The sequence below is a fragment of the Streptomyces sp. NPDC058619 genome (assembly GCF_042717785.1).
In the GTDB taxonomy this organism is placed as follows: Bacteria; Actinomycetota; Actinomycetes; order Streptomycetales; family Streptomycetaceae; genus Streptomyces.
In genome coordinates this window covers 61,477-85,693 of record NZ_JBHXQN010000027.1, presented here as the reverse complement: position 1 = coordinate 85,693, position 24,217 = coordinate 61,477, and the positions used below count along the sequence as shown (strand labels likewise).

Annotated in this window: 18 protein-coding genes and 1 pseudogene; 13 read left to right on the top strand and 6 right to left on the bottom strand. The window is 74.2% G+C overall.

The features are described from left to right. Positions 1-100 precede the first annotated feature (100 nt). A complete protein-coding gene (locus tag ACFWTC_RS24675; protein ID WP_383922347.1) occupies positions 101-1,366 on the bottom strand; it encodes a glycosyl hydrolase in 1,266 nt (421 codons plus the stop codon). A 533-nt stretch (positions 1,367-1,899) separates the two neighbouring features. On the opposite strand from ACFWTC_RS24675, the pseudogene ACFWTC_RS24670 reads away from it, so the two are divergent. Together ACFWTC_RS24670 and ACFWTC_RS24665 are read left to right on the top strand one after the other, a co-directional pair. Beyond that, positions 1,900-2,934: pseudogene (locus ACFWTC_RS24670) on the top strand (LacI family DNA-binding transcriptional regulator); the annotation flags it as partial. Between the two features lie 99 nt (positions 2,935-3,033). Next, positions 3,034-3,957, top strand: coding sequence for an ROK family protein (locus ACFWTC_RS24665; RefSeq protein ID WP_383922367.1), 924 nt, complete (start codon positions 3,034-3,036; stop codon positions 3,955-3,957). Between the two features lie 74 nt (positions 3,958-4,031). On the opposite strand, the gene ACFWTC_RS24660 is transcribed toward ACFWTC_RS24665, so the two are convergent. Beyond that, positions 4,032-5,027 carry a TAXI family TRAP transporter solute-binding subunit gene (locus ACFWTC_RS24660; RefSeq protein WP_383922345.1) on the bottom strand — a complete coding sequence of 332 codons (996 nt, stop codon included), beginning with the start codon at positions 5,025-5,027 and terminating at the stop codon, positions 4,032-4,034. Positions 5,028-5,131: 104 nt separating this feature from the next. Between ACFWTC_RS24660 and miaB the strand changes: the two genes are divergently transcribed. Both miaB and ACFWTC_RS24650 read left to right on the top strand, forming a co-directional pair. Continuing rightward, on the top strand, positions 5,132-6,655 hold the full coding sequence (gene miaB, locus ACFWTC_RS24655; protein WP_383922342.1) for a tRNA (N6-isopentenyl adenosine(37)-C2)-methylthiotransferase MiaB: 1,524 nt from the start codon (positions 5,132-5,134) through the stop codon (positions 6,653-6,655). A 125-nt stretch (positions 6,656-6,780) separates the two neighbouring features. Continuing rightward, positions 6,781-7,488, top strand: coding sequence for a hypothetical protein (locus tag ACFWTC_RS24650; protein ID WP_383922340.1), 708 nt, complete (start codon positions 6,781-6,783; stop codon positions 7,486-7,488). A 32-nt stretch (positions 7,489-7,520) separates the two neighbouring features. On the opposite strand, the gene ACFWTC_RS24645 is transcribed toward ACFWTC_RS24650, so the two are convergent. Next, complete coding sequence (locus ACFWTC_RS24645) at positions 7,521-7,766, bottom strand: antitoxin (RefSeq protein WP_383922337.1); 246 nt, start codon at positions 7,764-7,766, stop codon at positions 7,521-7,523. Positions 7,767-7,788: 22 nt separating this feature from the next. Beyond that, positions 7,789-8,007 carry a gliding motility protein gene (locus tag ACFWTC_RS24640; protein ID WP_383922334.1) on the bottom strand — a complete coding sequence of 73 codons (219 nt, stop codon included), beginning with the start codon at positions 8,005-8,007 and terminating at the stop codon, positions 7,789-7,791. A 164-nt stretch (positions 8,008-8,171) separates the two neighbouring features. On the opposite strand from ACFWTC_RS24640, the gene miaA reads away from it, so the two are divergent. The 6 genes from miaA to hflX all read left to right on the top strand — a co-directional run bounded on the left by miaA (position 8,172) and on the right by hflX (position 16,223). Next, positions 8,172-9,110, top strand: a complete 939-nt coding sequence (gene miaA / locus ACFWTC_RS24635; protein ID WP_383922332.1) for a tRNA (adenosine(37)-N6)-dimethylallyltransferase MiaA — start codon at positions 8,172-8,174, stop codon at positions 9,108-9,110. 126 nt (positions 9,111-9,236) lie between these two features. Further along, complete coding sequence (locus ACFWTC_RS24630) at positions 9,237-9,764, top strand: hypothetical protein (RefSeq protein WP_383922329.1); 528 nt, start codon at positions 9,237-9,239, stop codon at positions 9,762-9,764. 160 nt (positions 9,765-9,924) lie between these two features. Then, entirely contained in the window at positions 9,925-10,821 is an 897-nt protein-coding gene (gene dapF, locus ACFWTC_RS24625) for a diaminopimelate epimerase (RefSeq protein WP_383922326.1), read from the top strand. Between the two features lie 120 nt (positions 10,822-10,941). After that, entirely contained in the window at positions 10,942-13,023 is a 2,082-nt protein-coding gene (locus tag ACFWTC_RS24620; protein WP_383922323.1) for a RelA/SpoT family protein, read from the top strand. A gap of 87 nt (positions 13,024-13,110) precedes the next feature. Further along, positions 13,111-14,556 (top strand): M1 family metallopeptidase, encoded by a 1,446-nt coding sequence (locus tag ACFWTC_RS24615; protein ID WP_383922320.1) that lies wholly within the window; start codon positions 13,111-13,113, stop codon positions 14,554-14,556. A 161-nt stretch (positions 14,557-14,717) separates the two neighbouring features. Continuing rightward, positions 14,718-16,223 carry a GTPase HflX gene (hflX, locus tag ACFWTC_RS24610; RefSeq protein ID WP_383922317.1) on the top strand — a complete coding sequence of 502 codons (1,506 nt, stop codon included), beginning with the start codon at positions 14,718-14,720 and terminating at the stop codon, positions 16,221-16,223. A 143-nt stretch (positions 16,224-16,366) separates the two neighbouring features. On the opposite strand, the gene ACFWTC_RS24605 is transcribed toward hflX, so the two are convergent. Then, a complete protein-coding gene (locus ACFWTC_RS24605) occupies positions 16,367-17,536 on the bottom strand; it encodes a trypsin-like serine peptidase (RefSeq protein ID WP_383922314.1) in 1,170 nt (389 codons plus the stop codon). Positions 17,537-18,026: 490 nt separating this feature from the next. Here ACFWTC_RS24605 and ACFWTC_RS24600 point away from each other — a divergent pair, with 490 nt between their 5' ends. Beyond that, on the top strand, positions 18,027-19,325 hold the full coding sequence (locus ACFWTC_RS24600; protein WP_384028166.1) for a diaminobutyrate--2-oxoglutarate transaminase family protein: 1,299 nt from the start codon (positions 18,027-18,029) through the stop codon (positions 19,323-19,325). Positions 19,326-20,142: 817 nt separating this feature from the next. Here ACFWTC_RS24600 and ACFWTC_RS24595 read toward each other — a convergent pair. Next, a complete protein-coding gene (locus ACFWTC_RS24595) occupies positions 20,143-20,754 on the bottom strand; it encodes a hypothetical protein (RefSeq protein WP_383922308.1) in 612 nt (203 codons plus the stop codon). A gap of 535 nt (positions 20,755-21,289) precedes the next feature. Between ACFWTC_RS24595 and ACFWTC_RS24590 the strand changes: the two genes are divergently transcribed. Both ACFWTC_RS24590 and ACFWTC_RS24585 read left to right on the top strand, forming a co-directional pair. After that, positions 21,290-23,407 (top strand): IucA/IucC family protein, encoded by a 2,118-nt coding sequence (locus tag ACFWTC_RS24590; RefSeq protein ID WP_383922365.1) that lies wholly within the window; start codon positions 21,290-21,292, stop codon positions 23,405-23,407. A gap of 32 nt (positions 23,408-23,439) precedes the next feature. Beyond that, positions 23,440-24,123: a GNAT family N-acetyltransferase gene (locus ACFWTC_RS24585; protein ID WP_383922306.1), complete on the top strand. Its 684-nt coding sequence runs from the start codon at positions 23,440-23,442 to the stop codon at positions 24,121-24,123. Positions 24,124-24,217 lie beyond the last annotated feature (94 nt).

Sequence of the window (24,217 nt, the reverse complement as noted above, 5' to 3'; positions counted from 1 at the left end):
GTCGGGGCGCGGCGGCGGCTCCCGCGGACGGAACCCGAGGCCGGGGGTGGCCCCGCGGACGGAAGCTGGGGGTGGCCCCGAGGCCGGGGGCCGGGGGCCGTCAGGTGGGGGGCGGGACGTGGAGTACCTCCGTGATGCCGCGCGCCGCCAGGTGGGCCGGGTCACCGGCCCGCTCGGCCAGCACCACCGCCGGGCGGACCCCGTCGGCGGTGAGCGCCGTCCAGGCCTCGAAGAACGCCCCGCCCGGCGCGCACACCGAGCGCCGCGGCGCCTCCTGCGCCCCGCCCACGTCCACCGCCAGCGCGGTGGTCCGTACCGGCGGCCGGTGCTCCCGGCCCCGCCACTCCCCGGCGATCCGGGCGATGGCCGCGCCCGCCGGTTTGGTCCGCCGGTCGTTGGTGAGCAGCCCGAGGCCGTACTCCAGCTCCGGGAAGTCCGCCAGCTCGCGGGACACGTCGTGCGAGCACCACCAGGTCACCCCCCACACGTCGGCGCAGTCCAGGGCGTTCGCCACGGTGGCCTCGGCGAAGCGCGCCGCCCGTCCCGGCCGGATCAGCGGCGCGGGCGCCCCGACCTCCTGGAGCCACACCGGCCGGTGCGGGTCGAGGGCCCAGGCCTTCGACAGCTCGATCAGGTACGCGGCGTGGTGCTCGGTCGCCGTCCCGGACGGGCCGTGGCGCTGCGCGGTGCCGTTGAACACCCAGGAGTGCACGGCGGTGGCGGCGCCCAGGCGCGCCGCCTGGGCCACGGTGAAGGGATGCCCGTCCCGGTACCAGGCGGCGTCGTACTCGGCGTGCACGTGGGACCGGCCGGGCGCGCCCTCCTCGCAGGCGGCGAGCATCCGCTCCAGCCAGCGCCCGGCCTGCTCGCGGGTGATCCGGTCGGGGTCGGGGTGCGGGTCGTCGGCGAACTGGTTGACCTCGTTGCCCACCGTCATGCCCAGGAAGTTGGGCCGGTCGGCGAGGGCGGCGGCGAGCGTGCGCAGGTACTCCTCCTGCGCGGCCACCACCTCCGGATCGCCGAAGATGCTGCGCCGGTGCCAGGTCCCGGTCCAGGAGGGCAGGAAGTCGAAGCTGGACACGTGCCCCTGCAGTCCGTCCACGTTGACGTCGAGGCCCCGCTCGGCGGCCGCGTCGGCCACCGCGACGAGCTGCTCGACCGCGCGCGGCCGGATCAGCGTCCGGTTCGGCTGGAACACCGGCCACAGCGGGAAGACGCGGACGTGGTCCAGCCCGAGCGCGGCGACCGAGTCGAGGTCGGCCCGGACCTCGTCGAGGTCGAAGTCCAACCAGTGGTGGAACCAGCCCCGCGTCGGTGTGTAGTTCGCGCCGAAGCGGAGGGTGCGGGGGGCGGATTCGCCGTGCATGGGTTTCCCGGAGTCTGAGGTCGGGGGAATGCGCCGGAGGACGCACTTTCCGTGCTGCCGGGCGATAAGTCAACAGGGCCTCGGACCGACGTGCCGGGGCTCGTGCTCATGCGCTTCAGCCCCATTGGCACAAGGGTTGTCGCACCCCAAGCCTGCCGGAGCTAATGCGCTTTAGTAACGCGCGCGAAATGGCTCGAATTCAGGTATCGGGCGGAGAGGGACAGCGGTATTCCGGTCACCTTCGCAACACCGCTTAGGCCCTCGTTCCCAGGCCGCCGGAAACGCCGCGCGGGCGGTGCGCGTCCGCATCCGGAGGGAGGGGCCCGCCCGGCCCGCCGCACGTCTGCGCGCGCGGCCCCGGGGCGCCGGGGCGGGCTGTCGTACGGGCGGGTGGCGGTTGTGGCGGGCCGTCCGTACGGGCGGGTGGCTGTCGGGGCGGTGTGGCGGGGCGCGATCGCGTACCGTCCGGCCGTCGCCGTGTCCGTATTCCGCCGCGCGCGATCCACCCGGAGCGCGATCCACCCGAAGGACGAATGAGGCAGGCCATGGCCCGCAGACCCACCATCAAGGACATCGCCCGCCGGGCCGGGGTGTCGCAGAGCGCCGTGTCCTTCGCGCTCAACGACCGGCCGGGCGTCTCCCAGGACACCCGCGCCCGCATCCGCCGGGTCGCCGAAGAGCTCGGCTGGCAGGCCAACAGTGCCGCGCGCGCCCTGTCCGGCGAACGCTCCGGGACCGTCGGGCTCGTCCTCGCCAGGCCCGCGCACACCCTCGGCGTCGAGTCCTTCTTCCTCCAGCTCGTCTCCGGCATCCAGGAGGCCCTCTCCGCCGCCCGGACCGCCCTGCTGTTCCAGGTCGTCGAGGACGTCGACGCGGAGTGCGCGCTCTACCGCCGCTGGTGGGCCGAGCGCCGCGTCGACGGGGTCCTCGTCGTCGACCCGCGCACGCGGGACCCGCGCCCGGAGCTCCTGGCACAGCTGGCCCTGCCCGCCGTCACCGTCGGCGAGGCCGAGCCGGACGCCGGGCTGTCCTCGGTCCGCGCGGACGACGCCCGTGCCATGGCCCAGGTCCTGGAGCACCTCCACGGGCTGGGCCACCGGCGCATCGTCCACGTCGCCGGGCTGCCCGACCTCGCCCACACCGCCCGCCGGATCGCATCCCTGCGGTCGCAGGCCGCGTCACGCGGCCTCGGCCCCGGCCAGGTGCGTTCGGTGGTCACCGACTACTCCGACGCCGAGGGAGCCGCGGCCACCCGCCGGGTCCTGGCCGAGCCCGGGCCGCCCACCGCGCTCGTCTACGACAACGACGTGATGGCCCTGGCCGGCCTCGCGGTCGCCGCCGAGCTGGGCATTCCCGTACCGGGCCGGCTGTCGATCGTGGCCTGGGACGACTCCGCGCTCTGCCGGGTCACCCATCCCCGGCTCACCGCCCTAGTACGCGACACCGCGGGCTTCGGGCGGCTGGCGGCCGAGGAGCTCCTCGCCGTCCTCGGCGGCAGCGCCCCGCGGGTCCGCGAGAGCGAGCAGCCGCGGCTTGAGCCCCGGGAGAGTACGGCCCCGCCCTCGGCGCATACTGAATCCCGACCCCTCACTGGAGCCGCCACCGTGACCACCCCCACCGCCCCCTTCCCCGCACCGCGGGCCGGCGCCCAGACGTCCGGCCCGACCGTGGCGATCGACATCGGAGGCACGAAGATCGCCGGGGCGCTCGTGCACCCCGACGGCACGATGACGGCCGCCACCCGGCGCCCGACCCCGCGCGGCAGCGACGCGGAAGCCGTCATGGCGGCGGTGACCGAGGTGATCGCCGACCTGTCCGGCTCCGCACTGTGGCCCTCGGCGGTCCGCTGCGGGATCGGCAGCGCGGGCCCGGTGGACACCTCCCGGGGCACGGTCAGCCCGGTCAACATCGGGGCGTGGCGGGAGTTCCCGGTCCAGGCCCGCGTCGCTGCCGAACTCGCGGCGCGCGGGACGGCACTGCCCACCGTCCTGGCCGGTGACGGCGTTGCGATGACCGCCGCCGAACACTGGCTCGGCGCCGCCCAGGGGCATGCGAACGCGCTCTGCATGGTCGTGTCCACGGGGGTCGGTGGCGGCCTGATCCTCAACAACCAGCTCCACCCCGGACCCACGGGCAACGCGGGCCACATCGGCCACATCAGCGTGGCCTTCGACGGCGAGCGCTGCGCCTGCGGCGGCCACGGCTGCGTCGAGTCGATCGCCTCCGGCACGGCCATCGCCCGCTGGGCCCTCGCCCAGGGCTGGACCCCCGGCGACGACGCCACGGCGGCGGGCGTGGCCGCCGCCGCCGAGGCGGGCGACCCGATCGCGCGGGCCGCCTTCGACCGGGCCGGGCGCGCCCTGGCCGCCGCGATCGCGGCCACCGCGACCCTCGTCGAGACGGACATCGCGGTCATCGGGGGCGGGGTCGCCGCCTCCGGCGACACCCTCTTCGCCCCGATCCGCCGCCACCTCGCCGCCTACGCCACGCTCTCCTTCGTCAAGGAGCTGCGGGTGGTCCCGGCGGCCCTGGGCACCGACGCCGGACTGATCGGCGCGGCCGCGGCTGCGGCCATGCTGCTGCCCGCCTGAGCCTCGGGACCGATATGTCCGGGGGAGGGCCGCGGAGTGCGGCCGTCCGGGGGAGGGCCGCGGGATGCGCAGGACTACGGCTTGACCGAGCGGTAGTAGCGCCGGGCGCCCTCGTGCAGGTCCAGCGGATCGGTGTAGATCGCCGTGCGCAGGTCCACCAGCTGCGCCGCGTGCACCTTCTGCCCGATCCCGTCGCGGCTGAGGATCACCGTCCGGGTGAACTGCTCGGTGAGCTCAGGGTCCGCCTTCTCCGTGGTCACCAGCAGGTTCGGCACGGCCAGCGTGGACACCGCGCTGGTGTTCCGGGCGAGCGTGTACGCGTCCTGCGGCATCACGGCCGCCCGGTAGTACCGGGCCGGACTGCCGCTCGCCTGGAGCTGTTCCACCAGGTCGCCCAGCTGCACGAGCCGGATCTCGAACCGCTCCGACAGCTCGCGCACCGCGTTGGTCGGGAGGCCGCCGGACCAGAAGAAGGCGTCGATCCGGCCCGCCTCCAGCTCGGAAGGCATGGTGTCGATCCCTATGGACACCGGGGTGATGTCGCGGCGCGGGTCCAGCTTGGCCGCCGTCAGCAGCCGCTCCGAGACGAGCCGCACCCCGGAACCGTCCTGCCCGACCGCCACCCGCTTGCCGCGCAGGTCCCGGGCCGACTGCACCGGGGACCCCGCCGGGACCACCAGCTGCACGTAGTCGTCGTAGAGCCGGGCGACCCCGCGCAGCCAGGCCGCGCCGGGCTTGCCGTCCTGCCGGTACTTGGCCACCGCGTCCGCCGTAGCCACCGTGAAGTCCGCGCCACCGGAGGCCACCCGCTGGAGGTTCTGCTGCGAGCCCTCGCTGGTCTCCAGCCGCACCTTCATCCCGGGCATGTCCCGCCGCAGCTCCTGCTCCAGCAACTGCCCGTAGCGGTGGTAGACCCCGGTACGGACGCCCGTGCTGAAGGCCAGCTCGCCCTCGAGCTCCGGCTCCCCGAACGGTTTCAGCCACCACACCAGGACCCCGAGCACGGCCAGGACGGCCACCAGGGCCCGCAGGGCGTGGCGCCTGCTGATCCGGGGCGGTACGAGAGGCATGGCCGCGATCCTGCCACCCGTCCGCCGTCCTGTCACGGCGCGCCTGCCCGGGGCAGGCCGCACGGGGGACCGGAGGGCTCCCGGGTACCGCCTACCCTTGTTGTATGACCAGCAGCAGCGACCGGAGCACGGCAGTGGACGTCAAGGGAACATACGAGGTGCGCACCTACGGGTGCCAGATGAACGTGCACGACTCCGAGCGGCTGTCCGGTCTGCTGGAGGGTGCGGGCTACACGCGCGCCCCCGAGGGCTCCGACGGCGACGCCGACGTGGTCGTGTTCAACACCTGCGCCGTCCGCGAGAACGCCGACAACAAGCTCTACGGCAACCTCGGCCGGCTCGCCCCGATGAAGACCAAGCGCCCCGGCATGCAGATCGCGGTCGGCGGCTGCCTCGCCCAGAAGGACCGCGACACGATCGTCAAGCGGGCCCCCTGGGTCGACGTCGTCTTCGGCACGCACAACATCGGCAAGCTCCCCGTGCTGCTGGAGCGCGCCCGCATCCGGGAAGAGGCGCAGGTCGAGATCGCCGAGTCGCTGGAGGCCTTCCCCTCCACGCTGCCGACCCGCCGCGAGTCCGCGTACGCCGCCTGGGTCTCGATCTCCGTCGGCTGCAACAACACCTGCACCTTCTGCATCGTCCCCGCGCTGCGCGGCAAGGAGGAGGACCGCCGTCCCGGCGACATCCTCGCCGAGGTCGAGGCGCTGGTCGCCGAGGGCGTCTCGGAGATCACCCTGCTCGGACAGAACGTGAACGCGTACGGCTCCGACCTCGGTGACCGCGAGGCGTTCAGCAAACTGCTGCGCGCCTGCGGACAGATCGAGGGCCTGGAGCGGGTCCGCTTCACCTCCCCGCACCCGCGCGACTTCACGGACGACGTGATCGCGGCGATGGCGGAAACCCCGAACGTCATGCCGCAGCTGCACATGCCGATGCAGTCCGGATCCGACCCGATCCTGAAGGCGATGCGCCGCTCCTACCGGCAGGAGCGGTTCCTCGGCATCATCGAGAAGGTCCGCGCCGCCATCCCGCACGCCGCGATCTCCACCGACATCATCGTGGGCTTCCCCGGCGAGACGGAGGAGGACTTCCAGCAGACGATGCACGCCGTGCGCGAGGCCCGCTTCGCGAACGCGTTCACCTTCCAGTACTCCAAGCGGCCCGGCACCCCCGCCGCCGACATGGACGGGCAGATCCCCAAGGAGGTCGTCCAGGAGCGCTACATGCGGCTGGTCGCCCTCCAGGAGGAGATCTCCTGGGAGGAGAACAAGAAGCAGGTCGGCCGCACCCCGGAGGTCATGGTCGCGGAGGGCGAGGGCCGCAAGGACGGCGCCACGCACCGCCTCTCCGGCCGCGCCCCCGACAACCGCCTGGTGCACTTCACGAAGCCGGAGACCGAGGTCCGCCCCGGCGACGTGGTCACCGTGGACATCACCTACGCCGCCCCCCACCACCTGCTGGCCGAGGGCCCGACGCACTCCGTGCGCCGCACCCGCGCCGGAGACGCCTGGGAGAAGCGCAACGCCGCCCCGGCCGGTCCGGCCGGCGTCATGCTCGGCATCCCGACCCTGGGCGTCCCTGCGCCGCTGCCGGCCGTGACGTCCGGCTGCGCGGTGGCACAGGGCTGACGCCTCCGCGGCCGGATCCCGCCGCCGGAACCGCCAGGGGAACGCGGCGCCGGGCCGCGTCGGCGGGGTCCGCCGGCGGGACGGCCGCCGGGTCCGCCCGGCGGACCCGCGTTAGGCTGCCGATCATGCTTGTTGCCGCCGCTGTCTGCCCCGCCCCGCCGCTGCTCGTGCCCGAGGTGGCGGCGGGCGCCGCCGCCGAACTCGGCGACGCGCGCACCGCCTGCTCCGACGCGCTCGCCGTGCTCGCCGCCTCGCGCCCCGACCTCCTGGTCGTCGTCGGGGCCGCCGACCGGGACCACCGCGGGCCCTACCCGCAGGGGGCCCGCGGCACCTTCCGGGGCTTCGGCGCCGAGGCCGGCGTACAGCTCGGGGCCGGCGACGAGGGGCCGCGGCTGCTGCCCCCGTCCCTCGCCGTGGGCGCCTGGCTGCTGGCGCACGCGCGCTGGGGCGCCGCCCCGGTGGAGGGGCTCGGCGTCGCGGAGGCGCTGGACACCGCCGACTGCCTGGAGGCCGGCCGGGAACTCGCCGCCCGGGACGCCCGCGTCGCGTTGCTCGTGATGGGCGACGGCAGCGCCTGCCGGACCCTCAAGGCCCCCGGCTACCTCGACGAACGGGCCGCCGCCTTCGACGCCGCCGCGGCCCGCGCGCTCGGCGCCGCCGACACCGCCGCGCTCGCCGCCCTCGACGCCGGGCTCGCGGCCGAGCTCCAGGCCGCCGGCCGGGCCCCGTGGCAGGTCCTGGCGGGCGCCGCCGAGGGCGCGGGCCTCGACGGGCGCCTGCTGTACGAGGACGCGCCGTACGGGGTCGGGTACTTCGTCGCCACCTGGTCCTAGCGGGGGACCGGGCCGCCCCCTCCGGGACCGCGTCAGGGAGTGACCGGCGGCGTCGGCCCGCCGGGAGAGTCCTTGTGCGCGACCTTGCCCAGGGCGTCCTTCGCCTTGCCCGTGCCGTTCGTGATCTGGCCGCTGTACTTGCCCTTGGTCTTGGAGTCCACGGCCTTGGCCACCTTGTCCAGACCCTCGCCGATCTTGCCCTCGTGCTGCTGCGCGAGGGTGCCGACCTTGTCCTTCGCCGGAGCGAGCTTGGCCTTCAGATTGTCCAGCAGACCCATGGGGCACCTTCCGTTGGCGTGGCTACGTACGGGCGCCCTCGCCGGCCTCGCTGTCCGCTGCGACCTCGGCCGACTGCTGCTTCGGAATCTCCACGGCCTCCGCCGGGGCTTCCGCTTCCGCAACAGCCGGCGCGGCCTCGGCCCCGTCGGCCGAACCGGACTCCGGAGTCAGGGCCTCGGCCGCGGCCTGGTCGGTCGCGTCCTCGTCCTTGCTGCCGAAAAGCCGACGAAAAATGCCCATGTCTACTCCCATAACGCTACTCGTGTGACTGAAGTTCCGCGGTGACCGGACCGGCCTCACACGCTGGCGCGCCAGGCCGGAACCACGCCAGGGCAACGACTCCTACCCGGCCCCGTCACGTAGCCCGATCGGGTACATGCCGCCGGGTTTGCGAGACTGGGGCGGTGAGGAAAGCAGCCCCCGCCCCGCGGGTCATCGCCGTCGTAGGTCCCACCGCGGCCGGGAAGTCCGATCTGGGCGTAGCCCTGGCCCGTCATTTCGGCGGTGAAGTCGTCAACGCGGACTCCATGCAGTTGTACCGGGGGATGGACATCGGCACCGCCAAGCTGACGCCTGGGGAGCGCGGCGGCGTCCCGCACCGCCTCCTCGACGTCTGGGACGTCACCGAGACGGCCAGCGTCGCCGAGTACCAGCGCCTCGCCCGCGCCGAGATCGACGCCCTCCTCGCCGAGGGCCGTACGCCGGTCCTCGTCGGCGGCTCCGGCCTGTACGTCCGGGGCGCCCTCGACGCCATGGAGTTCCCCGGCACCGATCCCGAGGTCCGCGCCCGGCTGGAGGAGGAGGCGACGCTCCGCGGCCCCGGCGCCCTGCACGCGCGGCTCGCCGCCGCCGACCCCGCCGCCGCGCAGGCCATCCTGCCGAGCAACGCCCGCCGGATCGTCCGCGCGCTGGAGGTCATCGAGATCACCGGCCGCCCCTTCACCGCGAACCTCCCGGGCCACGAGTCCGTCTACGACACCGTCCAGATCGGCGTCGACGTGGCCCGGCCCGAGCTCGACGAGCGGATCGCGCTGCGCGTGGACCGCATGTGGGAGGACGGCCTGGTCGACGAGGTCCGCGCGCTGGAGGCCAGCGGCCTGCGCGACGGAATCACCGCCTCCAGGGCGCTCGGCTACCAGCAGGTGCTGTCCGCGCTCGCCGGGGAGTGCACCGAGGAAGAGGCTCGGAACGAGACCGTCCGGGCCACCAAGCGCTTCGCTCGCCGCCAGGACTCCTGGTTCCGCAGGGACCCGCGGGTCAACTGGCTCAGCGGGGGCGTGGCCGACCGCGGGGAACTCCCCGGACTCGCGCAGTCGTTGGTCGAACGAGCGGTCACAGCCTGATCACGTGATGGCATCGGGACGCCCCGGGCGCCTGTCAAGGGGCCGGGGGCGTGCCATCATCAAACTCGTGCCGGTGTGGTCATCGGTGCTGAACTGCGGCGTACTGAGTCCGAGTGGGGAGGGCGCGTGGCGATGGAGGCCGGCCCTCGTGACACCGGGCGGGACGACGCCCTGCGGGAAGCGGACCCGATGCTCCTGCACCAGCCGGACGGACCTGACGGTCCCGGAGGGCTCGGGCTTCCCGCCGATCCCGTGCGCCTGACCCCGGACGGGCCGGACGCCCCGGACCCCGCCGAGGCCGTCGCGGCCGCGGGCCCCGAGTTCGAGGTCGAACTGCGTCCGCAGCGCCGCCTGCGCCTGTGGCAGATCGCCCCGATCGTGCTGCTGGCCGCCGCCGGCTCGCTGATGTTCGCCTTCCCGCTCGCCTTCGAGTTCGGCGACGGCGGAGCGGTCGTCGCCATGCTCGGCTTCCTCATCAGCTGCTGCGCCGGCGGCTGGGGGATGATGGCCGCCCGCCGTGTCGGGTACACCTGGCCCGGGCTCCCCGCCCGGGGGAGCGGCCGCCGGCCCGACTGGCGCATGGCCGCGCTGTACGCCGTGGTCGCGCTGGGCGTCGTGGCCCTGGCCGTCTACCGGGTCGCCAGGCTCCGCTAGGCCCCGCTACCGGGTCGCCAGGCTCCGCTCGGCCCCGCCGGGCCCCCGAGGGCCCTGTCCGCGCCTCCGGGCCATCCGGGCCATCCGGGCCGGGAAACGCGGCCCGCGCCGCCCTGGAGGGCCTCCGCGGCCTCCACCAGGCCCTCGGTACCATGGGCTGGTGACGCACACCACCCTCTCCTTCCTCAAGGGCCACGGCACCGAGAACGACTTCGTGATCGTCCCGGACCCGGACAACGCCGTCGAGCTGCCCGCGTCCGCTGTCGCCCGGCTCTGCGACCGGCGCGCCGGGATCGGCGCCGACGGCGTGCTCCACGTCGTGCGGTCCGCCGCCCACCCCGAGGCGGCGCACCTGGCCGGCGAGGCCGAGTGGTTCATGGACTACCGCAACAGCGACGGCTCCGTCGCCGAGATGTGCGGCAACGGCGTCCGCGTCTTCGCCCGCTACCTCCAGCACGCGGGCCACGCCGAACCCGGCGACCTCGCCATCGCCACCCGGGGCGGGGTCAAGCACGTCCACCTCGACAAGACCGGCGACGTCACCGTCTCCATGGGCCGCGCCGAGCTCCCCGCGGGCGACGTCACCGTCACGGTCGGCGCCACGAGCTGGCCCGCGCGCAACGTGAACATGGGCAACCCGCACGCCGTCGCCTTCGTCGACAGCCTCGACGACGCCGGGAACCTCCTCACCGCCCCCTCCTTCGCCCCGGTGTCCGCCTACCCGACGGGCGTCAACGTCGAGTTCGTCGTCGACCGCGGCCCCCGGCACGTCGCCATGCGCGTCCACGAGCGCGGCTCCGGCGAGACCCGCTCCTGCGGCACCGGCGCCTGCGCCGTCGCCGTGGCCGCCATCCGCCGCGACGGCGCGGACCCGGCGGCCACCGGCGCGCCCGTCACGTACACCGTCGACCTCCCCGGCGGCACGCTGGTCATCACCGAGCACCCCGATGGGCAGATCGACATGACCGGACCCGCCGTCATCGTGGCCGCGGGCGAGTTCGACCCGGCCTGGCTCACCCGAAACGGCTTTCGGCTGAAGATTCCCTCTCATGGGTGATCCGTTTCACGCTGAGCGAGAGGTGGACTGCGCCACGTGGTGGGGTCGGTAACATCAGGCACCGGCCCTGAGGGTTCACCCCATGCCCGCCACCGCCGGTCGAAGCCGCCGGAGGTGCCCATGAGTGCAGAGGCCACGAACCCCGAAGCACACCCCGAAGCGCGCCCTGAGCTCCGCAGACGCGGCCGGACCAGGCTCGATCTGCGCCGGCTCGGGCGCGCGGCCCTGCTCGGGCCCACGTCCCGGGACCGCCTTCCGGACGCCATCGGGCACGTCGCCGAGGCGCACCGCGCCCACCATCCGGACGCCGATCTGTCCGTATTGCGACGTGCCTACCTGCTCGCGGAGACCTCGCACCGCGGTCAGATGCGCAAGAGCGGTGAGCCGTACATCACACATCCGCTCGCCGTCACCCTGATCCTGGCCGAACTCGGCGCCGAGACCACGACGTTGACCGCTTCGCTCCTCCACGACACCGTCGAGGACACCGACGTGACCCTCGATCAGGTCGGCGAGGAGTTCGGCGACGAGGTCCGCTTCATCGTCGACGGCGTCACCAAGGTCGAGAAGATCGACTACGGCGCCGCCGCCGAACCCGAGACCTTCCGCAAGATGCTCGTCGCCACCGGCAACGACGTCCGCGTCATGTCCATCAAACTCGCCGACCGCCTGCACAACATGCGGACCCTCGGCGTGATGCGCCCCGAAAAACAGGCCCGCATCGCCAAGGTCACCCGCGACGTGCTCATCCCCCTCGCCGAACGGCTCGGCGTCCAGGCCCTGAAGACCGAGCTGGAAGACCTCGTCTTCGCGATCCTGCACCCTGAGGAGTACGAGCGCACCCGCGCCCTCATCGCCGACCACGCCGGGGAGCGCGACCCGCTGCCCGCCATCGCCGACTCCGTACGGGCCGTACTGCGCGACGCCGGCATCGCCGCCGAGGTACAGGTCCGCCCCCGGCACTTCGTGTCCGTGCACCGGATCGCCCTCAAGCGCGGCGAGCTGCGCGGCTCGGACTTCGGCCGCATCCTCGTCCTGGTCGGCGAGAACGCCGACTGCTACGCGGTGCTGGGCGAGATGCACACCTGCTTCACGCCGGTCGTCTCCGAGTTCAAGGACTTCATCGCCACCCCGAAGTTCAACCTCTACCAGTCCTTGCACACCGCCGTCGCCACGTCCGCGGGGTACGTCGCCGAGGTCATCGTCCGGACCCGGCAGATGCACCGCGTCGCGGAGGCCGGCGTGGTCGCGCTCGGCAATCCGTACACCACCGGCACCCCGCCGGAGGGCGCCGACTGCGACGAGGAGCGGGTCGACCCGACGCGACCCGGATGGCTCTCGCGCCTCCTCGACTGGCAGCAGTCCGCGCCCGACCCCGACACCTTCTGGAGCGTCCTGCGCGCCGAGCTCGCCCAGGACCGGGAGATCACCGTGTTCCGGGCCGACGGCGGCACTCTGGGCCTGCCCGCCGGGGCCAGCTGCATCGACGCCGCCTACGCCCAGCACGGCGAGGCGGCGCACGGCTGTATCGGCGCCCGGGTCAACGGGCGCCTCACCTCGCTCTCCTCCTCCCTCTCCGACGGGGACACCGTGCAGCTGCTGCTCGCGCACGACGCCTCCTCGGGGCCCTCCGCCGAGTGGCTCGACCACGCGCGGACCCCGGCCGCCCGGATCGCCATCAGCAGCTGGCTCCAGACCCACCCCGACCTGGCCATGGCCACCACCTCGGCCGCCCGCGCGCCGCTGTCCGTCGTCGGCGCCCGGGGCGGCGGGGGCAACGCCGTCGCCGACCTGCCCGACGCCACCGTGCGCCTCGCTGGCTGCTGCACCCCGGTGCCGCCCGACGCGGTCGCCGGGTTCGTGGTCCGGGGCGGCGCCGTCACCGTGCACCGCGTGCAGTGCGCCGCCGTCGCCCAGATGCGCGCGGTGGGCCGCACCTCCGTCACCGTGCACTGGCGGGCCACCGCCGACTGCCGGGTCACCCTCCTCGCCGAATCGTTCGGCCGCCCGCACCTGCTGGCCGACCTGACCGAAGCCATCGCCCGTGAGGGGGTCGAGGTCGTCTCCGCCACCGTCGAACCCCCGGTCGAACAGCGCGTCCGCCACACGTACACCCTGCAACTGCCCGACGCGACGGGGCTGACCGCGCTGATGCGGGCGATGCGGGACGTCCCGGGGGTCTACGACGTCAGCCGGGCGTAGCGGCTTCCTCCGCCGGGCCGACCCGTTCGGGTGGCCCCGCCGCGCGCCGTTCGCGGCCGTGCGGCGGGCGCTGGTAAGCGGTGGTGGATGCAGCTCACCTCCCCGCGCCTGCGCGCCGCCCTGCTCGCCGCGGCCTCCCTGACCCTCGTCGCCGCCGTGCTCCCCCCGCCGGCGCCGCTGGGCATCGGCGACCGGCTTTTCCCGGAGCTCGGGAACCCCGGGTACGACGTGCTCTCGTACGACCTGTCCTTCACGTACAAGGACAACCGCACCCCGCTCGACGCCGTCACCGTGATCAATGCCCGGGCCCTGCGGCCGATGGAGCGGATCAACCTGGACTTCACCCACGGGAAGGTGGCCTCCGTCGAGGTCAACGGGGAGCCGGCCCGGTTCGAGAGCGCGGGGGAGGACCTCGTACTGACCCCCGCGCGGCCGGTGGCGGGCAGCGGGCCGCTGCACATCACCGTCCGGCACACCAGCGACCCGCGCGGACGGGGCGACGGCGGCTGGGTGCCCACCGAGGACGGCCTGGCCATGGCCAACCAGGCCGACGCCGCCCACCGGGTCTTCCCCTGCAACGACCACCCCGCCGACAAGGCGTTCTTCACCTTCCGGATCACCGCCCCTGACGGGCTCACCGCCGTGGCCAACGGGATCCCCGGGGCGCTGCCGGCCCGCCGGGCCGGCTCCGCCACGACCTGGACGTACCGGACCCTGCACCCGATGGCCACCGAGCTGGCCCAGGTGTCGGTCGGCCGCTCCGCCGTCGTCCACGGCACCGGACCGCACGGGCTGCCGCTGCGCGACGTGGTGCCCGCCGCCGACCGGGAGCGGCTGGACCCCTGGCTGAAGAAGACCGCGGGCCACGTCGCGTGGATGGAGGAGCGGGTCGGCCGCTACCCCTTCGAGAACTACGGGGTGCTGATCGCCCGGGCCACCACCGGGTTTGAGCTGGAGACGCAGACCCTCTCCCTCTTCGAGCACAGCCTGTTCTCCGGGGAGGGCTACCCCGACTGGTACGTCGAGTCCGTGATGGTCCACGAGCTGGCCCACCAGTGGTTCGGCGACAGCGTGAGCCCGCGCACCTGGTCCGACCTGTGGCTCAACGAGGGACACGCCACCTGGTACGAAGCGCTGTACGCCGACGGCCTCGGGAAGTACTCCCTGGAGCGGCGCATGCGCGAGGCGTACCAGCGCTCCGACCAGTGGCGGGCGGCGGGCGGCCCCCCGGCCGCCCCGAAGGCCGCCGCCCCCGGTGAGAAGATCGGGCTGTTCCGGCCGGTGGTCTACGACGGCGCCGCGCTGATCCTCTACGCACTGCGCCAGGAGATCGGCACCGGGGCCTTCGACCGGATCCAGCGCCGCTGGGTGGCGGAGCACCGGGACGGCGTCGCGGGCACGGCGGACTTCGTACGCCTGGCCTCCCAGGAGGCGGGCCGGGACCTCGGGCCCTTCCTGGAGCCGTGGCTGTATGGGACGACGACCCCGGCGATGCCCGGGCACCCCGAGTGGGGCACCCCGAAAAGCGTGTGACCGGGGCGGAGCGGGCATGTCACCATCGACGGGGCCGTTCGGGGAATCACCCGACGATGTGACACGTTGAACGTGACAGCGTGCCGTGACAACGTGACGGCACGCACGGCGCGCGTTCCACGGGCCGCGGCCGACGCATACGAAATCGACGTAAGGATCCAATGACCTCCTCTTCTTCCCCTTCCCAGGACGCGCGGGACGCACAGGACGTGCCGGACTCGCCGAGCTTCACCGAGAGCCTCCGGGCCGACGCCCTGATGGAAGAGGACGTCGCCTGGAGCCACGAAATCGACGGAGACCGGGACGGCGAGCAGTTCGAGCGCTCCGAGCGCGCGGCACTGCGCCGCGTGGCCGGCCTCTCGACCGAGCTCGAAGACGTCACCGAGGTCGAGTACCGGCAGCTGCGCCTGGAGCGCGTCGTGCTCGTCGGTGTCTGGACCTCGGGAACGGCGACGGACGCGGACAACTCCCTCGCGGAGCTCGCGGCCCTCGCCGAGACGGCGGGCGCCCTCGTACTCGACGGTGTGATCCAGCGCCGCGACAAGCCCGACCCGGCCACCTTCATCGGCTCCGGCAAGGCGCGGGAGCTGCGCGACATCGTGATGGAGAGCGGGGCCGACACCGTCGTCTGCGACGGCGAGCTCAGCCCCGGCCAGCTCATCGCCCTCGAAGACGTCGTCAAGGTCAAGGTGGTCGACCGGACCGCCCTCATCCTGGACATCTTCGCCCAGCACGCCAAGTCCCGTGAGGGCAAGGCGCAGGTCGCACTCGCGCAGATGCAGTACATGCTTCCGCGCCTGCGCGGCTGGGGCGCCTCGCTGTCCCGGCAGATGGGCGGCGGCGGCGGTGGCGGCATGGCCACCCGCGGCCCCGGTGAGACCAAGATCGAGACCGACCGGCGACGGATCCGCGAGAAGATGGCGAAGATGCGCCGGGAGATCGCGGAGATGAAGACCGGCCGCGACATCAAGCGGCAGGAACGGCGCCGCAACAAGGTGCCCTCGGTCGCCATCGCCGGTTACACCAACGCCGGAAAGTCCTCGCTGCTCAACCGCCTCACGGGCGCGGGCGTGCTGGTGGAGAACGCGCTGTTCGCCACCCTCGACCCGACCGTGCGCCGGGCCGAGACGCCCAGCGGCCGGATCTACACCCTGGCCGACACGGTCGGCTTCGTCCGGCACCTGCCCCACCACCTCGTCGAGGCGTTCCGCTCCACGATGGAGGAGGTCGGCGACGCCGACCTCATCCTGCACATCGTGGACGGCTCGCACCCGGCGCCGGAGGAGCAGCTGGCGGCGGTGCGCGAGGTGATCCGCGAGGTCGGCGCGGTGAACGTGCCCGAGATCGTCGTGATCAACAAGGCGGACGCGGCGGACCCGCTCGTCCTGCAGCGGCTGCTGCGGATCGAGCGCCACTCCCTCGCGGTGTCGGCCCGTACGGGCATGGGCATCGAGGAGCTCCTCGCGCTCATCGACTCCGAGCTGCCGCGGCCCGAGGTCGAGGTGGAGGCTCTGGTGCCGTACACCCTCGGCTCGCTGGTGGCCAAGGCGCACGCCGAGGGCGATGTGATCTCCGAGGAGCACACCGCGGAGGGCACCCTGCTGAAGGCGCGGGTCCACCCGGAGCTCGCCTCCGACCTGGCGCCGTACGCGCTCGCCAAGCAGTGACGCGTCGGCGAACCTGACGCGAGAACGGCTGAGGGCCCCCTGCACCGCAGGGGGCCCTCAGCCGTTCTCTCCGCCGTTCAGCGCGTTGCGTGGCGGGTCGGCCGTGTGAACCCGCCGGTCGGCCGCGCGAACCCGCTCGTCGGCTACTTGAACTTGCCGCTCACCGCGTTGAAGATGCCCTTCGCCTCCGGACCCAGCCGGGGCCCGGCCAGCCAGCCCGCCTTGACCGGGCCGATCGAGGTGTTCGACACCAGCGCCGGCTTGCCGTCCGCGCCGGACGCGATCCAGCCGCCGCCCGAGGAACCGCCGGTCATGGTGCAGCCGATGCGGTACATCACGGGGTCGGCCGCGTTCAGGGTCAGCCGGCCCGGCTTGTCCGCGCACTGGTAGGCCCTCTGGCCGTCGAACGGAGCCGCCGCCGGGTAGCCCGTGGCGGTGATGCCCGCGACCTTCGGCACGGCCGGGGCGTTGAACTCCACCGGGAGCGCCGAACCGACGGTCTCCTCCAGGGACTTGCCGCTGCCGGCCTCCGGGGTCACGTGGAGCACCGCGAAGTCGTACGGGGCACCCGCGCCGCCGGTCGGGCCGCCGTTCGCGATCCACTGGTCGGAGGTCTGCGCCCAGTCGCTCCACCAGACGCCGAACGGGGCCACCTGCTCGCGGGGCGCGCCCTTGAGCTGCGCGGCCGACTTGCCGGCGTTGTTGTAGGAGGGGACGAAGGCGATGTTGCGGTACCAGCCGCCGGCCTTGCCCGCGTGCACGCAGTGGCCCGCCGTCCAGACCATGTTGGACTTGCCGGGACGCGCCGGGTCCTTGACCACGGTCGCGGAGCAGACCATCGAACCCTCGGGCCCGTCGAAGAAGACCTTGCCGGCCTCCGGAACGCTCTTGTGGTACGGCGCGACCGCCGGCTTGGCTGCCACCGCGGCCGGGGCCGGGTCGGTGACGCCCTGGTCCCTGCCCGCGTCCGGATCGACGGACGGGCGCTGCGGCTGTTCGGCGTCACGCATCCGGTCGGAGTCCCACAGACCCTCGATGATCGGGTTGACGTAGTCGCCCGCCTCGCGGAGCCAGTCCTCCTTCTTCCAGTTCTTCCACTCGCCCCCCTTCCACTTCTCCAGGTCGAAGCCGTGCTCCTTGAGCTTTTCCTTGAGCTGGTCCGGGATCTGGATCCCGTCCGTGCCCGGCAGGGTCGCCGCCACGGTCGGCTTGGCGTCGCCGCCGGCCTCCGCGTCGCCGGGGCCGCAGGCCGAGGCGGTCAGCGCGAGGGCGGCCGCGCACAGGATCGCGGTGACCGGTCGGTTCGGTCGCATGTCTTTTCGTCCCCCTGAAGTTTTTTCGAGGCGTGGAGTACCGCACCCCACTATGCCGCTGCCGCCCATGACGACACAGCCCGGGGCCGCGGTTCCCCGTGCTCGGACCGCGCGGGGCAAGGATCTTGGCCCCACCCGTGATCCGCCGCCGTCATCGTCGTTGGTACGTACGGGGGATGGGGGAGCAGCGTTCATGTTCGAGGCGCAATCCGGAAGAGCAATCCGTGCGGGAGGACCGACACTCGTGGCTTTGACCGAGCCTGCGGCGGCTGCGGCCGCGGCACAACTTCCCCCGCAGGTGCCCGCACAGGGCGTACGGGCGCCCGGGGCCGGGGCCGTTACGGGGTCCGCGGCCGGGCCCATTACGGGGTCCAAGGCGGGTGCCGTGACGGGGCCCGCGGCCGGGCACTCTACGGGGTCCGCGGCCGGGCCCTTTTCGGGGTCCGCGGCCGGGGTCCCGGCCGGTCCGGTCGGCTCCTGCGGGCCCGGTGTGACCATCGCCGGCGAGGGCATCCTGCGCCGGCAGGCGCAGCGGGAGTCCGCGGCCCGGACGTACGCGCGCTCCCTGCCCATCGTCCCGGTGCGCGCCCGCGGGCTGACCATCGAGGGCGCCGACGGGCGGCGTTACCTCGACTGCCTCTCCGGGGCGGGCACGCTGGCCCTCGGGCACAACCACCCGGTGGTGCTCGAAGCCATCCGGGGCGTGCTGGACTCGGGCGCCCCGCTGCACGTGCTCGACCTCGCGACCCCGGTCAAGGACGCCTTCACCACCGAGCTGTTCGCCAACCTCCCGCCCGCGCTGGCCGCCGACGCCCGCATCCAGTTCTGCGGGCCCGCCGGGACGGACGCCGTCGAAGCCGCCCTCAAGCTGGTCCGCGCCGCGACCGGGCGCCACGGGCTGCTCGCCTTCACCGGGGCCTACCACGGCATGACCGCCGGAGCCCTGGGCGCCTCGGGCGGCGCACCGGACGTACGGGTGACGCGACTGCCCTACCCGCAGGACCTCCGCTGCCCTTTCGGCGTCGGCGGCCCCGAGGGGGCCGAACTCGGCGCCCGCTGGACGGAGAACCTGCTGGACGACCCCAAGGGCGGGGTGCCCGCCCCCGCCGGGATGATCGTGGAACCCGTACAGGGCGAGGGCGGGGTCCTCCCGGCGCCCGACGCGTGGCTGCGCCGGATGCGGGAGATCACCGCGGCCCGGGGGATCCCGCTGATCGCCGACGAGGTGCAGACCGGGGTCGGCCGTACCGGCGCCTTCTGGGGCGTCGACCACGCCGGGGTGGTGCCCGACGTCATGGTCCTGTCCAAGGCCATCGGCGGGAGCCTCCCGCTGGCCGTGGTGGTCTACCGGGGCGACCTGGACGTGTGGCCGCCCGGCGCCCACGCCGGAACCTTCCGCGGCAACCAGCTGGCCATGGCCGCCGGTACGGCCACGCTGGCCTACGTACGCGAGAACCGCCTGGCCGAGCGCGCGGCGGCCCTCGGGGAGCGGATGACGTCGGCCCTGCGCGGGATGGCGCCGGCCCACCCCTGCGTCGGGGAGGTCCGGGGCCGCGGCCTGATGATCGGCGTCGAACTCGTCGACCCCGACACGGGGGCCGCCGCGCCCGTGCTGGCCGCGGCCGTCCGCCAGGAGTGCCTGGACCGGGGGCTGATCGTCGAACTCGGCGGCCGCCACTCCGCCGTCGTCCGGCTGCTGCCGCCGCTGACCCTGACCGACGAGCAGGCCTCGGCGGTCCTCGACCGCCTGGCCGACGCCATCCCGGCTGCCGCCCGCCGGCCCCGCTGACCGCACCCGGAGGACCCGCGATGCCCGACCCCCACCAGCCGACTCCGCCTCCGGCGGCGTTCCCGGCCACCCCCACGTTCCCGCCCCCGACCGCCCCGCCGAGTACGACTACACCCCCCACGGACCTCCACCCCCCGACCCGGCCCCCGGCCCCGGCCGCGCACTCGGCCCCGAACGTGTACCCGGCCCCGGCCGCGCACTCGGCCCCGACCCCGACCGCGAACGTGTACGCGGCTGCGGACGCAACTCCGGCCGCAGCCGCGTTCCCGGCCGCACCGCAAGCTCCGGCGTCAGCGTCGGCCACCCCACAGGCCGCAACCCCGGCTGCGGACGCAACTCCGGCCGCAGCCTCGGCCGCGAGCGCGTTCCCGGCCGCGGACGCAACTCCAGCCGCGGACCCGGCCGCACCGAAAGCTCCGGCGTCAGCGTCGGCCACTCTCCAGGCCCCGGCGGGGCACCCGACCGCCCCCCGGGTCCCGACCGCGGCTCAGTTCCCGCCCCCGGCCGCTGACGCAACCCCGGCCCCGCTGCCGACTCCGGCCGCTGACGCAACCGCGGCCCTGACCAAAGCGGCGACCCCAGCCGCACTGCCGTCCACGCTCGCAACCCCGGCCCCGGCCCGGACGCCGAGTACGGGCGCAGCGGCGCTCCCGACCACAGCCCAGGCTCCGACGGCCCCCCAGCTCCCGCCTCGGGCTACAGCTGCGGCCGTGCCCCCGGCCTCGGCCTCGGCTGCGGCGTCGACCACGGCTGCGGCGTCGACCACGGCCGCGGCATCGGCGGCGCTCCCGACCAGGGCCGGGCTGTCGACGGCACTTCACGCCCCGGCTGCGGCCGCATCTCCGGCCACAGCCCAGGCCGCGGCGGCGCCCGAGCTCCTGCCCCGGGCTGCGGCCATGGCCGTGCCTCCTGCCCCGGCCGAGCTGCCGGCCCCGGCTTCGATGCGCTGCCCGGCCGAAGTCACGACCGCAGCAACATCCTCGGCCCCGACATCGACTTCGGCCTCGTACTTGGCCACGGCACATGGCACGGCCACGGAACCCGGCACGGCCCCGTCCGTGCCGTCGGCCATGGACGCCCTCTTGGCCCCGCTCGCGGCCACCGCCGGGAACGCCCAGCCCGCCGGCATGGCCGAGGGCGCCAGGCTGACACCCGACGCGCCGACTTCACCGCCCGGGAGGGCATGGCTGGCCCCGGCGACCCCCGGGGACGTGGCGGTACCGGCTGCCTCGGAGGCGTCAGCAGAACCGGTTGTTCGGGCGGTGCCGGCGACCCCGGCGGCGATGCCGTCAACGCCTGTGGTCCCGGCGGCTTCGACGGCGGCGGAGCCGCCCAACGTGCACATGCCGGCGGTCTCGGCGGGGAAGCCGACCCCGCCCACCCCCGCCGGGGAGGCGACTGCGGTGGGGCGGCAGCCCTCGTTCACCACGGTGCCCTCAGCGGCGGCGCCGGCTGTACCGCAGTCGGCCTGGTGGACCCCGTCGGCCCCGGTACGGCACCCGGTCCCGCCTGGTCCGCCGGCGTCGGCAGAGGGGTCGGCCCCGAGCCGGACCGCGGCCGCGACCCCGAGTCCGGATGCGGCAGCCGACCTGCTCGTCCCGTACCCGGACAGGCCCCGTGCCGCAGCGACCGGCGAGCCTGGCGAGCCCGGCCAGGTCGTGAACACTCCGCAGCTACCGCCGACCGCCCCCGGCCCGGGACTCTCCTGGGTCGCCTCCGAGTACCCGCCCTTCCCGGCCCTCCCCGCCTGGCCCGGCTCGGAGGTTTCGAAGGGAACCCCCGCCCTCTCCACGTGGCAGCCTTCCGTCCTCATGCGCTCCGGTCCCGCAGCGCAGGGTTCGCACCCGCCCCGTACGACGGATCCAGCGGCCCGGCAGGCACCCGGTGCGGTGGCGGACGACGCCGAGGCCAAACCCGAACCCGCGGTGCAGGCAGCGGAATCATCCGCCTCCTCCTCGCAGCAGCTGAACGGTCCTGTGGACCCGGACCCGGACCCGGACCCGGCCCCGGACCGCGCCGATGCGACGGCCGAGCCCCGGCGCCCCGAGCAGGAAGGGCAGCTCTCCAGCGCGGAGGAGCCGGCGGCCCGGACGACCCCGAGCGCGTCCGAGCCAGCGGCTCGGCCGGCGGCCGGTACGGGAGACACGAGCGCCCAGCGGGTGCACGAATCCGTCGATCCGGCCGCCGACGGCCAGACCACCGTGCCGCGCCAGAAGGACGGCACGCCCGGACAGCGGGCCTCGTGGAAGAAGCTCACCGGAGGGGAACGGGCCATGTGGGCAGACCCGTTGGACCACGCCGATCCGACCACCGCCGCCGACACGGCGGCCGTGGAGAACCTCCTCAGGTGCTGGGTCCGCGAAGCGGGAATCGCCCGGCCCGACGGCCCTGCCGGCACCCCCCTGCGCGTGCCCCTCCCCGCCTCCGGCACGGCTCTGCTCGTCGCCGTCCGGCACTGGTCGGCGTCCGGCTGGCACCGCTTCGCAGCAGCCCGGCTCGAAGGGGCGCCCGCCGACGCCCCCGCCGTGGACGCCGTCACCCTTGCCGCGCTCCTCGCCCGCGAGGGCGCCGCCGGCGCCAGCGCCCCCGCCGACGCAACCGGGACCGCCGCGGCCGCCGGCAGCGGTACCTCCGCCGGCGCGCGTACCGGCAGCGCCGACCTCGTCGGCCGGGTCGCCGACTCGGTGCGCCGCACCGCCGAGTTCATCGCCGACCGGCGGGAACGCCCCGCCGCCCCCGCCCCCGTCGGAGAGGACCGTTTCCTCACCGCCGAACAGTCCCTCCTCCTCGGCCACCCCCTCCAACCGGACCCGAAGAGCCGCGAAGGACTTTCCGAGGCCGAAGTGCGCCGCTACTCACCCGAACTCCACGGCTCCTTCCCCCTCCACTGGTTCGCGGTGGCCCCGTCCGCCCTGGTCACCGACTCCGCCTGGACCGAGGGCGGCCGCCCGGTCCCAGCCGCCCGCCTCCTCGGCCGCCTCGCCCCCGGAATCCCGCTCCCCGACAGAGCCACCCCCCTTCCCCTGCACCCCTGGCAGGCCCGCGACCTGCTCCAGCGCCCCGCCGTCGCCGCACTCCGCGACGCGGGACTCCTGCACGACCTAGGCCCCTACGGCGCTCCCTGGTACCCCACCTCCTCCATCCGCACCGTCCATCGCCCCGGGTCCCCGGCGATGCTCAAGCTCTCCCTGGGCCTGCGCATCACCAACTCCCGCCGCGAAAACCTCCGCAAGGAACTCCACCGCGGCGTCGAGGTGCACCGGCTGCTCCGTACCGGCCTAGCCGAGCAGTGGCAGGCGGCCCACCCCGGTTTCGACATCGTGCGCGACCCCGCCTGGGTCGCCGTCGACGCCCCCGACGGCACGCCCGTGCCCGGACTCGACGCCCTGCTGCGCCACAACCCCTTCCGCTCCGGCGACGACGCCGTCTGCGTTGCCGCACTGACCTCCCCCCGCCCGTGGCCGGGCCGGACCGGCATGCGCTCCCGGCTCGCCGACATCGTCCGCGGCCTCGCCGTCAGCACTGGGCACACCACGTCCGCCGTCGCCGCCGAGTGGTTCCTGCGCTACCTCGACCACGTGGTCCTGCCGGTCCTCGCCTTCGATGCCCTCGCCGGAATCGCCCTCGAAGCGCACCAGCAGAACACCCTGGTCCTCCTCGACCCGGCCGGCTGGCCGGTCGGCGGCCGCTACCGAGACAACCAGGGCTACTACTTCCGCGAGTCCCACCGCGCGGAACTGGAGCACCGGCTCCCCGGCATCGGCGGCGCCAGCGACACCTTCGTCTCCGACGCCGTCACCGACGAACGCTTCTCCTACTACCTCGGCATCAACAACGTGCTCGGGCTCATCGGAGCCTTCGGATCCCAGCAACTCGCTGACGAACGCGTACTCCTCGCCGCCTTCCGCCGCTTCCTCGGCAAGGCCGCGGGCCTCGGCCCGCTCCCCGCACGACTCCTCGACTCACCCACCCTGCGGTGCAAGGCGAACCTGCTCACCCGCCTGGGCGGCCTCGACGAACTCGTCGGCCCCGTCGACACCCAGTCCGTCTACGTCACCATCGCCAACCCCCTTCACGGCTGACACGCCACCACCGACGCGGAGAAGAACCCCCGATGCCCTCCACCGACACCCCCACGCACCCCGCGGACACGGCAACCACCCACGGGATCGGCCGCATCGGCGCACCCCGCCTCACCGCCCAGCTGCTGCCCCTGCTCGCCGAGGCGGACCTCCTCGACTCCCCGGCGGCCTGGGGCAGCACCACCTCCTCGGCCGGAGCCTTCCATCTCGAACCCGTACGCCCGGCCCGGGACCTGGAACTCCTCACGCGCTGGATGAACGACCCCGAGGTCAACACCTACTGGGAGCTCGCCGGCCCCGCCGCCGTCACCGCCGCCCACCTGAGCCCCCAGCTCGACGGGGACAGCAGCAGCATCCCCTGCCTGGGCCTCCTCGACGGCACGCCGATGAGCTACTGGGAGATCTACCGGGCCGACCTCGACGCGCTCGCCCGGCACTACCCGGCGCGCCCCCACGACACGGGTATCCACCTGCTCATCGGAGACGGCACGAACCGCGGCCGCGGTCTCGGCACCACCCTGCTGCGCGCCGTCGCCGACCTGGTCCTGGACAACCGCCCCCGCTGCACGCGTGTCATCGCCGAACCGGACATCCGCAACACCCCCTCCGTCACAGCCTTCCTGAACTCCGGCTTCCGCTGCTCCGCCGAAATCGACCTTCCCGAAAAGCGGGCGGCCCTGATGATCAGGGAGCGGGCGCTGCGCAATCTCCTCTGAATGCCGCCCCGCGTCTCCCGGTGACCCTCACCGCTCGCTCACACCTCTCCCTTCGAAAACTCTGCGCGACGCAGCAAAGTTCCCGATCTTCGAG